We start from the raw sequence: 11,067 nt of genomic DNA on the forward strand, positions 1-11,067 counted from the left end.
TATTACAAACAAATTATATCACACTTCTATCGAGAAAGACAATAATCTGCTCACAATTATGAGAATTATTCTAAAAATAAAAAAAGACGATAGATTCTTTTCATGAAATTTTCGATTTCCAAATGATTGTTTACTGTTATCGTATAAGAAAATGGAGTTCATCTCATTGGAAATAACAAGATGAACTCCATTTTAGGTTTCTAAATACGACTAATTTTTAGGGAAATCGTCGCTACTTATAAAGCGATAAACATCTCCCAGGGTTCCTTGGAAAAGAAGATCTTGACCATTGAAAGTAAAAGATGTCACCTTCAAATAATCTGGGATGGCTAAACATCCTGAAAATTGGCGGGTTAGGTCACTATATTTTTCAAAGGTTAAACTACGATCAACCTTATAGGAATCTGTGTAATGAAGTTCGTACATAAATCATTCTCTCCTTTTTTCTTCTTGCCTTGATTGTAACACAAAGATTTACAGGAAGGAGAAGAGATGCTCAGACCTCTTCTTTGGAAAAGACATTACGGTCGACTAAACTGTCCATGAGGAAAAAGAATTTTTCTCGATAAATAGGGCTGACTTTGTCTTGAAAAATATTAACTTGGTGGAGGCCGGAAGCATCGGTAATCGTTAAACGAAAGGCAGATAAATCCTCTTTTACAGCAATTTTAACGAGAAATCCTTGTCCACTATTAGGAACTTCTTCTAAGAGACGTTGCAATTCATAATTGCCAACCTTGTTTTGGGTAAAGGTTGTATCACGTAGGGTATATTTCTTAATTCTTTTATCAATATGGTAGCGATAAGGAGAGTTCGGTAAATGAACACTAGTTGAAAAGGCCATCATGATCCTCCAATTATTTTCTTGAGTGTTTGGGTAAAGGTTAGGACATCTTCCAAACTTGTCTCATCTGAGAGACTAACACGAATACTATGATTGATTCGTTCTGTTTGGTCTGGATAATAGGCTGCAATGACATGACTGGGTTCTAAGGTTCCCGCAGTGCAAGCAGAACCACCAGATACTGCAATCCCAGCCAAATCTAGTTGCATTAGCAAGCTATCTTTTCCAACTTGTGGAATCATAAGGCTAAGGACATGTGGTAACTGTGGCCCTGTCTCATTCAGAAACACCGACTCAGGTAAGTTTGCTAGAAGAGTTGTTTTAAGCTCTTGAACGTGCTCTTCTTTTTTCTCCCAATTTTCTAAACTTTCATCTAAGGCGGTAGCCATAGCAACAATACCAGGAAGATTTTCTGTTCCGGCGCGATGTTTATTTTCTTGAGTTCCTCCAAGAATCAAGCTCTTTAACTTGGGCATACTATTATAGAGGAAACCGACTCCCTTAGGTCCATGAAACTTGTGAGCGGAGCCCGTCAAAAAGTCTATCCCAAGCTCTTGAGGATGAATGGGCCTTTTTCCCATCCATTGAACCGCATCTACATGAAAGGCAGCTGGATGTTCTTGAAGGATTTGTCCGACTTGAGCGATGGGAAGTAGCGAACCTGTCTCATTGTTGGCAGCCATCATAGAGACTAAAAGGGTATCCTCTCGTAAGACCGTGCAGAAATCTTCTATTCTAAAATGGCCGTCTTTAGGTTGGAGGTAGGTAACTTCAAATCCGTGCTCCTTTTCAAGTTTATGAAAAACTTCTAAAACAGAATGGTGCTCAATAGCGGTAGTAATTAGGTGTTTTCCTTGATGCTGGTGGCTTAAAGCATAGGACAGAATAGCTAGATTATTGGATTCTGTACCGCCAGAAGTGAAGATAATTTGATCCGCTGGAACCTTCAAGTGGCCTGCAATCGATTCACGTGCTTGACGTAAATATTTGCGAGCATCCCTACCCAAGCCATGAGGGCTAGACGGATTGCCATAATGTTCTTGCATGATTTCCACCATGATAGCCATGGCAGCTGAGCTGATTTTAGTGGTTGCAGCATTGTCTAAATAAATCATTTTGTTTCTTCTTTATGAAAATCAAATAGGGGACTAACAGGTTTACGTTCTTGAATTCGAACAATGGCATCCCCAATTAAGTTACTCGCCGATAAACGCAAGGTATTATCTGGGATAGCCTGTTTGGTTGCTACAGAATCGGTCACAACAATTTCTTTAATATTAGCCTGGTTCAAAAGCTCGGTCGCTTGACCAGCAAATAATCCGTGGCTCGCTGCAGCAAAGATTTCAGTAGCTCCCTCATCTGTTAGAATTTTAGCAGCTTCAGAGAAGGTTTTACCAGTATTTAGGATATCATCAATCATGATGACACGTTTCCCAGCAACATCTCCAATGACATATCCTTCTTCTCGATCAGAATCATCTTGAGCATAGTCAATAATAGCGATTGGTAAATCCAAAAGTTCTGCTAGTTGGCGTGCTCGTTTTACTCCAGAGTTTTTAGGGCTAACAACCACCACATCATCTTGGCACAAACCTTTATCAAAATAATGTTGCGCAAAAAGTGGAACGGTGAAAAGATTGTCTACAGGGATGTTAAAGAAACCTTGTACTTGCACCGCATGTAAATCTAAGGTCAAAAGACGGGTAACACCTGCTTTCACCAACATATTCGCAACTAGCTTAGCAGTGATGGGTTCTCGTGGAGCAGCAGTACGGTCTTGGCGTGCATAACCAAAATAAGGCATCACAACATTAATGGAGTTAGCGCTAGCTCGTTTACAAGCATCAATCATAATTAAGAGCTCCATTAGGTGGTTGTTTACAGGATAGCTAGTAGATTGAATAATGTAAATATCAAAACCACGAACACTTTCCTCGATGTTAATTTGAATCTCACCATCCGAGAATTGACGAGAAGAGAGTTTTCCTAATGGAACTCCGGTTTCTTTGGAGATAAGTTCTGCAATTTCTGGATTCGAATTTAATGAAAAAATTTTCATTTGTTGTTTGTCGGTTTGTGTCGCAATCATGGATGGGGTGAACTCCTTTTATTATTTCTTTCTATTTTATCAAATTTTGTCTAAAGATTCAGCCTTCTATAATCTAGCAGAAAAGCGGTCAACTTTTGTTGGAGTTTTGCGTTGTTCAATCTTGTGCTCTGCTAAGAAGTTTTTAAAATCTTCATAACCTTGAGCAGGATTCGTAACTTCTAACTCCAATTCATAATCAATTTGATCAAAGTAACAGCTCTTATCAAGTGCTAGAAGTCCAATCGGTAATTCTACTTCTATTCTTTCGGTTTGAAGACTTCCTAGAATTCGTAACTGGTCAAGATCAATGCCTTCTTCTTGAATTAAATCTAAGATAGAGCCCTCGGGAAGATGCAACTGGTCTGGGAAATGAGGCCAGATATCGCTTGGAAGTTCTTGGTTGTATTCCATGTTGCCAATAGCTTGAAGAACTTTCAAGGTTAATTCCCCGCCTTCGTCAAAAGTTCTCACGCGCAAAGACATCCCCTGTTCTCTTAACATCCAATTAGGGCTATCAATGTAGTAGTTCGTTTGATGGATTGGACTGACTTCAGGAAAGAGGGAACGTAACTGGTCATATTCTGTTTTTTTCAGTAAATTTTTGAATTCAATTTCTAGGTGTTGCATTTTTATGTCTCACTTTCATCCTATTAATGGAAAGGTTTTCAAGAATGTGTTAAAATAAGATTGTGTCTATTGTATTAAAAAAGACTAGGAAGTACAAGGAGAGGGGCGAAGATGGAACCAAATTGGGAAGATTTATTAGATCCATACATTCAAGCCGTGGGAGAATTGAAAATCAAGCTGAGGGGAATTCGGAAACAATACCGGAAGCAAAATCTTCATTCTCCCATTGAGTTTGTAACCGGCCGTGTGAAGCCCATTGAGAGTATTAAAGAAAAGATGGTAATACGAGCTATTGCAATGGAGCGGCTGGAGCAAGATATGCAAGATATAGCTGGATTACGAATCATGGTGCAATTTGTAGACGATGTTTATGAAATCTTAGAGGTTTTACGCCGCCGCAAAGACATGCGAATTATCCAAGAAAGAGATTATATTAATCATCGCAAATCGAGCGGTTATCGCTCCTACCATGTTGTTATTGAATACCCAGTTGATACTATCCATGGTTACCGAACTATTTTAGCAGAAATTCAAATCCGCACATTGGCGATGAATTTCTGGGCGACTATTGAACATTCCTTGAATTATAAGTACAAGGGTAATTTCCCAGAAGAAATTAAAAATCGTTTAGAAAGAGCGGCTCGGATGGCCTATCAGCTAGATGAAGAAATGGGACAAATTCGAGATGATATTCAAGATGCCCAAGCACTCTTCGATCCCATGCATCGTAAATTATATGACGGAGTAGGTAATAGTGATGACACTGATGAAGAATACCGTTAGACGAATCGCGATTATCGCCAACCAACGCTCTCGTAGTCAGGAAGTTTTCCATGAATTAAGTCAGAAACTACGTTCCTATAAGCAATTTGAATTAACACGAAAGAATCCAGACATTGTCATTTCTATCGGTGGAGATGGAATGTTACTTTCTGCTTTTCATCGCTACAAGCATCAGTTAGATAAAGTCCGTTTTATTGGAGTTCATACAGGTCACCTAGGATTTTATACAGACTATCGAGACTTTGAACTAGACCTTTTAGTGCAAAATCTTCTTCTCGATCAAGGAGCACAAATTTCTTATCCTTTGCTTCAAATTAAAATTCACCATAAAGGAGGAGAAGTAAAGGAACATTTGGCTTTAAATGAAGTGACTGTTCGACGGACAGACCGGACTATGGTAGCAGATTTACACTTGAACCAAGTGCTCTTTGAGCGATTTCGAGGGGATGGAATCTGTATTTCAACGCCAACTGGCTCTACAGCTTACAATAAGTCTCTGGGGGGAAGTGTCTTGCATCCGACAATTGAAGCTCTCCAGGTTACTGAAGTTGCTAGTCTCAATAATCGGGTTTACCGTACGTTGGGATCTTCAATTATTGTTCCTCGTAAGGATAAAATCGAAATTCTCCCTCTGTCGGATGCAGCCCATACCTTATTAGTTGATAACCATATTTATCAATTGGAACAGGTAACCAAGTTCGAGTGCCAAATCTATCATCGTAAGATTTCTTTTATGGCCTCATCTAAACATACCAGTTTCTGGGAACGAGTACGAGACTCCTTCATTGGAGAGGTGGAGGACGAATGAGATTTCAATTTATTGTTGATGAGCATGTCAAGGTGAAGACCTTTGTCAAACGCCATGATATTTCTAAGGGACTTTTGGCGAAAGTTAAATACCGTGGTGGTCAAATTTTAGTAAATGGGAAGCCCCAATTTGCGACATATCTCTTAGATATTGGTGATGAACTTATCATTGATATCCCAGCCGAGCCCCCCTTTGAAAAATTAGAAGCTATTTCTAAAAAGTTAGATATTGTCTATGAAGACCAGCATTTCCTAGTTCTCAATAAACCAGCGGGTGTGGCTAGTATTCCTAGTGTCAATCATTCCAATACGATGGCTAATTTTGTGAAAGGATACTATCAGGAACAAGGCTATGAAAATCAGCAAGTCCATATTGTGACTCGGCTAGATCGCGATACCTCAGGACTCATGCTGTTTGCAAAACATGGCTATGCCCACGCTCGTCTAGACAAACAACTTCAGGCTCGGACTATTGAGAAAAAATATTTAGCACTTGTTAAGGGAGAATCTCCTCTTACTCAACAAGGAGAAATTGTTGCTCCTATCGCTCGTAACCCAGATAGCATTATCACTCGATGCGTGGCACCTGACGGGAAGTATGCTCGTACTTCCTATCAGGTTTTGGCAGACCGTGCTCCAATCTATTTGGTAGATATCCAATTGCATACTGGACGAACCCATCAAATTCGTGTTCATTTCTCACATCAAGGTTATCCCTTGTTAGGAGATGATCTCTATGGGGGTAGTTTGACGGACGGTATTCAACGCCAAGCGCTCCATTGCCATTCGTTACGCTTTTTCAATCCCTTTTCAGAGGAAGAACTCTTTTTACGTGCTCCTCTTCCAACTGATTTCCAAAAGGTCCTCGGAGACCTTCCCAAACCTTAAGGAGGTTTACTATGAAAATTTTCGATAGCATTCGCCAATCCCTTCAGGGAAAAAACGTTAAGATTGTCCTTCCAGAAGGAGAAGAACCTCGTATCTTACAAGCAACCAAACGGATTGTAACGGATACAGATATCACTCCAGTTCTATTGGGAAGCCCAGAAAGAATTAAGCTATATTTGGAAATTGAAGGAATTACCGAGGGATTTGAAGTGATCAATCCTAAGGACTATGCTGAACTAGATGAATTAGTTGACAGCTTAGTGGAACGTCGTCAAGGGAAACTCAATGAATTAGATGCTCGTACCCTCCTAACGGAAGATGTCAACTATTTTGGTGTGATGTTAGTACATACAGGGCGTGCGCATGGTATGGTATCTGGAGCTATTCACTCAACGGCAGACACTGTTCGCCCAGCCCTTCAAATTATTAAAACCAAACCAGGTATTAAACGGACTTCTGGTTCCTTTCTCATGGTTCGTGGGGAAGAACGCTATCTTTTTGCGGATTGTGCTATTAACATTGAACCAGAAGCAGACGTCCTAGCAGAAATTGCAGTCAATTCAGCTGAGACTGCTAAAGCTTTTGGTATTGATCCAAAGATTGCTATGCTCAGTTACTCTACAAAGGGAAGTGGCTCTGGTCCCAAGGTCGACAAGGTGGTCACTGCAACTAAGCTTGCTCAAGAGTTAGCCCCTGATTTATTGATTGATGGAGAACTGCAATTTGATGCTGCCTATGATCCTGAGACAGCCAAGCTCAAAGCTCCTAATAGTCCCGTTGCAGGACAGGCAACCGTTTTTGTCTTCCCAAGTATTGAGTCAGGAAATATTTGCTATAAGATGGTTGAACGACTCGGCGGCTTTAGTGCAGTCGGTCCAATCTTACAAGGATTGAATCACCCGGTAAACGATCTCTCTCGTGGAGCTAGTATTAAAGATGTCTACAAATTAACTCTTATTACTGCTAGTCAAGCACTTTATCATTAATGATAGCCCAGGATTAAACGAAGAAGAGTCGTATCCAGTTCTAAACGGTTCTATCAATTGGAATAAATCTGCAGATATCCGATTAGATTTTAAAATAATATAGCTTGATAAAGCTTCTTTGGGGCATTGCTTCAAAGAAGCTTTTTGGCGTCAAATCATTTCTATTCTTCAGGTGATGGATAGACATTATTCAATTTTTACGCTATAATGTGTTTTATAAAACACCAAGGAGGGATTGTTATGTTTTCTGGTAAACGATTACGGGATTTACGTGAAAAGCAAGGAAAAACACAGGCAGATGTTGCTTTAGTTTTGGGAATTAATCGAGCTTCTTATGCTAGTTGGGAGCTAGGGAGGGCCAAGCCGAATCAAGCGAATTTAGAAAAACTAAGTATGCTTTTTGGGGTAGAGACTACCTATTTTGAATCGGAATACGCCATTGTTCATCCCTATCTACAGCTTGATACTAGCAACAAGCTGAAAGCTGAGAAATATGTTGAGAATTTATTAGATACACAAATAGCAGCAGAAGCTAGGTCCAAAGTAGTGCCTCTATTTGCAGTTCAGGTATTAGACCAGGTTCCCTTATCCGCTGGTTTCGGGGAAACTTACTACGATGAACAGTCCTACCAGACAGTTTATACAGATCAGGAGTATTCCTATGACTTCGCATCCTTTATCCAAGGTGATTCTATGGAACCTCAATATTTTGATGGGGAAGTAGCCTTGTTTGATGATGACGGATTTGATTATGATGGAGCTGTCTATGCTATCTCCCTAAATGGACGGGCTTATATCAAACGAGTCTATCGTGAAGTGGAAGGCTATCGAATTGTTTCTTTTAACTCAGAGTACGCGGATATGTTTGCTGGTCCTGAGGATGATTTTCGGATTGTCGGTAAGGTTATTGGCCACTTTCGACCTATCGAAGAAATATAGTAGGATAACTAGGATTGTTGGATTATCGTTAGAATGCTTGTAGTCCTATAACTACCCTGAGAACTATGGGATTTGTTTATGGCAGTGGTTCATATGTCATCCAAGCGAATATTTAGCTTCCTAATTAAAAACTACAGCCACTCTGGATTTTTAGAGTGGCTGTAGTTTTTAATTTGTAGGATATAGTTTATGACCGAATAGAACTTGTCTGCCATTTTTCCAACAGTCTCGTCTGTTCCAGTTGCCCATCAGCATCCAATCCTTGCAAATCTTCAATAAAAGCAATGATTTCTGGATTTGGCTTAGGAACAATTTGGCCAAGGGCCCAGATGGCCGTAGCGACGTGGATTTTATTCTGGGATGTATCAATGATTTCAAGTAATTTTGGAATAGCAGATCGATCACGACTATTCGCTAGAGCAATAATTGCATTTCGCTGGAGAATATTTTTTCCACGCCAAGAACCAGCTACTTGACCGAACTTTTCTTTAAATTGTCCATTGCTCAACTCAAGGAAGGGAAGGAGTTGAGGATGAGCAAGCTCAGGATCAATATCCGTGTGTACTTGATTAAGGATGCCCTTGTTATAAGGACAAGAAATTTGACAGATGTCACAACCATAAATAACAGATTTGATTTTATTGCGAAATTCCAAATCCATCATGCCCTTATCTTGGGTTTGAAAGGATAGGCAGCGTTTGGCATTCATACTGCCGTCTCCAATCAGACAAGATGTCGGACAAGAGGTCAAACAGCGGGTACAATCACCACAACCATTTGGAACGGGTTGATCGGGTTCAATTTCTAGATTGGTAATGAGCTCACCTAAGAAAACATAAGAGCCATATTCTTCTGTAATCAGTAGTCCATTTTTTCCGATAAAGCCTAGGCCTGCGCGTTGAGCAACTGCGGTATCGACAAGAGCCCCAGTATCAACCATCGTTTTGTATTCTAGCTGAGTATCCAATTGACGAATGGCTTGCGCCAATGCTTCCATTTTTTCTTGTAGGAGGAAGTGATAATCTCGTCCCCAGGAAGAAGGAGTGAACTTGCCTCGTTTAAATTCGGATTTTTTAGCCGGCTGTGGTAATTTATGGGGATAAGCTAGAGCAATGGAGATGATAGTCTTGGCTGACTTCAAACTGAGTTTCGGATCTAACCGTTCTTCTAGGATTTTATGTTCAAATCCTGATGATCGCTCTTCTTCTTGGGCTAAACGCAAAGATTTTTCTAAATAATTGAAATCATCAGCTGTAGTAAAACCGATTTTCGAAATCCCAATTTGTCTAGCTAGCGCTTTAATCTCTTCCTTTATATTCATAGGCTCATTATACTTTAAATCTTCCAAAAACAAAAACAAACATCCTTGTATTTATGTTAAAAAATAAATTGTTAAAATTTCACAAAACATTTGCTAAGCGGTTACAAAAGGAGTATACTATAGATAAGATAGGAAATGGTTAATGGGTCTACAAGAAGATGTAGGCTAAAGACCCCAAAGCATTGCAAAGGCCTGCATCTTTGATGAAAGGAGCTGTCGCTATGCATCTTACAGATAAAGACCTCATGGTCAAACAAGCTGTCCGCAATCAAATTCGCGGAGCAAAAGAAGCCCAGAAAATTCTGGGAACCTGGTCTCAAGAAAAAATTGATGATCTGGTCAAAGCTGTCGCAGAAGCAACCTATGCTAAACGAGAAGAATTGGCTAAAATGGCTAATAAAGAAACCGGCTATGGAAAATGGCAGGATAAGGTTGCCAAGAATACGCTGGCTTCTATGGGAGTATATGAGGAATACAAGGACTTAAAGACTGTCGGAATTCTTCATCGAGACGAGGAAAAGAAAGTAATGGAAGCAGCAGTACCAGTTGGCGTTATTGCAGCCTTGATTCCATCTACCAATCCAACTTCTACAGTCATTTTCAAGGCTATGATCGCCTTAAAAACGGCCAACTCTATCATTTTCTCCCCACATCCAAGTGCTGCTAAATGTATTCAAGCGACTGTTGATGTGATTCGCCAAACCCTAAAAGAATTTGGAGCACCAGAGAACGCCGTTAACTATTTGGAATATGCTTCTCTTGAAGCAACTCAAGAATTGATGGATAACCGAGACACCAAGATGATTTTGGCAACTGGTGGTAAAGCCATGGTCAAGGCAGCCTATTCCTCTGGGACACCAGCCATTGGTGTAGGACCTGGTAATGTGCCTTGCTACATTGAGAAAACAGCCAATATTCCTTTGACCGTTAAACGGATTATTGGTTCTAAAACTTTTGATAATGGTGTTATTTGTGCTTCAGAACAATCCGTTATCGTGGACGAAACTATTGCTGAGGCCGTAAAAGAAGAATTTCTCCAACAAGGGGCTTATTTCATCACGGGAGAAGATGCAGCCAAATTTGGCAAGTTGATGATTCAAGGTAACGGACTGATGAATCCAGCCATGGTCGGAAAAGATGCACAAACCCTTGGGAAAATTGCCGGAGTAAACATCCCAGACAATGCCACCGTCATTATTCATGAAGAAACTCAAGTTGGTCGGGATTATCCATACTCAACTGAAAAACTCTGCCCAGTCTTAGCTTTCTACACTGTGAAAGATTGGGAAGAAGGCTTGACTTTAAGCCGTAAAGTTCTCGAATTAAAAGGACTCGGTCACACACTGTCGCTCCATACAGAAGACGATCAAGTTGTTGAAAATTTCTTCCTACACAGTCCAGTATCTCGTGTCCTCGTCAATGTTGGATCGGCTTTGGGAGCAGTAGGTGCAACAACCGGATTCCTACCATCCATGATGTTAGGCTGCGGCGCTATCGGAAATGGCTCCACTTCAGATAATATTGGACCAAAAAATCTTATCAATATTCGCTACCTAGCGTATGGGGATAAGGAAATTGGAGAACTGTAAAAAGATTAATGAGACGGATTTTTCCGTCTCTTTTTGTACGGCATGAAGCAAAAAGGGGGGCAGAGTAGGCAATGTCATTAAGTTAAGGTTTTACTAGACGAAAGTCTGGTAAGCCTTTTCTTTTTATTTCTAAAAGGAGTAAACTAACAATAAAGGAGGTGGTGAATATGATTCTTAGTGTCATCAAATCTTTA

12 protein-coding genes are annotated in these 11,067 nt (G+C 40.2%); 6 read left to right on the plus strand and 6 right to left on the minus strand.

Annotation, left to right across the window (positions count from 1 at the left end; translation table 11 throughout):
• Positions 1-210: 210 nt before the first annotated feature.
• From ACXM1Q_RS04870 to ACXM1Q_RS04890, 5 genes are all read right to left on the minus strand, one after another.
• Positions 211-426: a DUF4649 family protein gene (locus ACXM1Q_RS04870; protein WP_135035197.1), complete on the minus strand. Its 216-nt coding sequence runs from the start codon at positions 424-426 to the stop codon at positions 211-213.
• 70 nt (positions 427-496) lie between these two features.
• Positions 497-844, minus strand: a complete 348-nt coding sequence (locus tag ACXM1Q_RS04875) for a cysteine desulfurase (protein ID WP_458516705.1) — start codon at positions 842-844, stop codon at positions 497-499.
• Positions 844-1,959 (minus strand): cysteine desulfurase family protein, encoded by a 1,116-nt coding sequence (locus ACXM1Q_RS04880; RefSeq protein WP_458516685.1) that lies wholly within the window; start codon positions 1,957-1,959, stop codon positions 844-846. Before ACXM1Q_RS04880 ends, ACXM1Q_RS04875 begins: the two co-directional genes overlap by 1 nt.
• Positions 1,956-2,933: a ribose-phosphate diphosphokinase gene (locus ACXM1Q_RS04885; RefSeq protein WP_458516687.1), complete on the minus strand. Its 978-nt coding sequence runs from the start codon at positions 2,931-2,933 to the stop codon at positions 1,956-1,958. Before ACXM1Q_RS04885 ends, ACXM1Q_RS04880 begins: the two co-directional genes overlap by 4 nt.
• Before the next feature lie 66 nt (positions 2,934-2,999).
• A complete protein-coding gene (locus tag ACXM1Q_RS04890) occupies positions 3,000-3,560 on the minus strand; it encodes a CYTH domain-containing protein (RefSeq protein WP_458516689.1) in 561 nt (186 codons plus the stop codon).
• Positions 3,561-3,671: 111 nt separating this feature from the next.
• Between ACXM1Q_RS04890 and ACXM1Q_RS04895 the strand changes: the two genes are divergently transcribed.
• The 5 genes from ACXM1Q_RS04895 to ACXM1Q_RS04915 all read left to right on the plus strand — a co-directional run bounded on the left by ACXM1Q_RS04895 (position 3,672) and on the right by ACXM1Q_RS04915 (position 7,963).
• Positions 3,672-4,343 carry a GTP pyrophosphokinase gene (locus tag ACXM1Q_RS04895; RefSeq protein WP_135035182.1) on the plus strand — a complete coding sequence of 224 codons (672 nt, stop codon included), beginning with the start codon at positions 3,672-3,674 and terminating at the stop codon, positions 4,341-4,343.
• Complete coding sequence (locus tag ACXM1Q_RS04900; protein WP_167758448.1) at positions 4,327-5,151, plus strand: NAD kinase; 825 nt, start codon at positions 4,327-4,329, stop codon at positions 5,149-5,151. The genes ACXM1Q_RS04895 and ACXM1Q_RS04900 overlap by 17 nt, the downstream gene beginning before the upstream one ends.
• Positions 5,148-6,038, plus strand: coding sequence for an RluA family pseudouridine synthase (locus tag ACXM1Q_RS04905; protein ID WP_458516691.1), 891 nt, complete (start codon positions 5,148-5,150; stop codon positions 6,036-6,038). Before ACXM1Q_RS04900 ends, ACXM1Q_RS04905 begins: the two co-directional genes overlap by 4 nt.
• Before the next feature lie 11 nt (positions 6,039-6,049).
• Entirely contained in the window at positions 6,050-7,024 is a 975-nt protein-coding gene (gene pta / locus ACXM1Q_RS04910) for a phosphate acetyltransferase (protein WP_458516693.1), read from the plus strand.
• A 240-nt stretch (positions 7,025-7,264) separates the two neighbouring features.
• On the plus strand, positions 7,265-7,963 hold the full coding sequence (locus ACXM1Q_RS04915; protein ID WP_458516695.1) for an XRE family transcriptional regulator: 699 nt from the start codon (positions 7,265-7,267) through the stop codon (positions 7,961-7,963).
• Between the two features lie 187 nt (positions 7,964-8,150).
• Here ACXM1Q_RS04915 and queG read toward each other — a convergent pair whose 3' ends face one another.
• The gene (gene queG, locus ACXM1Q_RS04920) at positions 8,151-9,284 is read right to left on the minus strand and encodes a tRNA epoxyqueuosine(34) reductase QueG (protein WP_458516697.1); all 1,134 of its coding nucleotides are present in this window, start codon (positions 9,282-9,284) and stop codon (positions 8,151-8,153) included.
• Between the two features lie 221 nt (positions 9,285-9,505).
• On the opposite strand from queG, the gene ACXM1Q_RS04925 reads away from it, so the two are divergent.
• Positions 9,506-10,873, plus strand: a complete 1,368-nt coding sequence (locus ACXM1Q_RS04925; RefSeq protein ID WP_458516699.1) for an acetaldehyde dehydrogenase (acetylating) — start codon at positions 9,506-9,508, stop codon at positions 10,871-10,873.
• Positions 10,874-11,067 lie beyond the last annotated feature (194 nt).

The sequence above is a fragment of the Streptococcus sp. 10F2 genome (assembly GCF_054331515.2).

Coding starts and splice junctions, on each gene's coding strand:
- ACXM1Q_RS04870 (WP_135035197.1), bottom strand. CDS start 426: ATGTACGAACTTCATTACACAGATTCCTATAAGGTTGATCGTAGTTTA.
- ACXM1Q_RS04875 (WP_458516705.1), bottom strand. CDS start 844: ATGGCCTTTTCAACTAGTGTTCATTTACCGAACTCTCCTTATCGCTAC.
- ACXM1Q_RS04880 (WP_458516685.1), bottom strand. CDS start 1,959: ATGATTTATTTAGACAATGCTGCAACCACTAAAATCAGCTCAGCTGCC.
- ACXM1Q_RS04885 (WP_458516687.1), bottom strand. CDS start 2,933: ATGATTGCGACACAAACCGACAAACAACAAATGAAAATTTTTTCATTA.
- ACXM1Q_RS04890 (WP_458516689.1), bottom strand. CDS start 3,560: ATGCAACACCTAGAAATTGAATTCAAAAATTTACTGAAAAAAACAGAA.
- ACXM1Q_RS04895 (WP_135035182.1), top strand. CDS start 3,672: ATGGAACCAAATTGGGAAGATTTATTAGATCCATACATTCAAGCCGTG.
- ACXM1Q_RS04900 (WP_167758448.1), top strand. CDS start 4,327: ATGAAGAATACCGTTAGACGAATCGCGATTATCGCCAACCAACGCTCT.
- ACXM1Q_RS04905 (WP_458516691.1), top strand. CDS start 5,148: ATGAGATTTCAATTTATTGTTGATGAGCATGTCAAGGTGAAGACCTTT.
- pta (WP_458516693.1), top strand. CDS start 6,050: ATGAAAATTTTCGATAGCATTCGCCAATCCCTTCAGGGAAAAAACGTT.
- ACXM1Q_RS04915 (WP_458516695.1), top strand. CDS start 7,265: ATGTTTTCTGGTAAACGATTACGGGATTTACGTGAAAAGCAAGGAAAA.
- queG (WP_458516697.1), bottom strand. CDS start 9,284: ATGAATATAAAGGAAGAGATTAAAGCGCTAGCTAGACAAATTGGGATT.
- ACXM1Q_RS04925 (WP_458516699.1), top strand. CDS start 9,506: ATGCATCTTACAGATAAAGACCTCATGGTCAAACAAGCTGTCCGCAAT.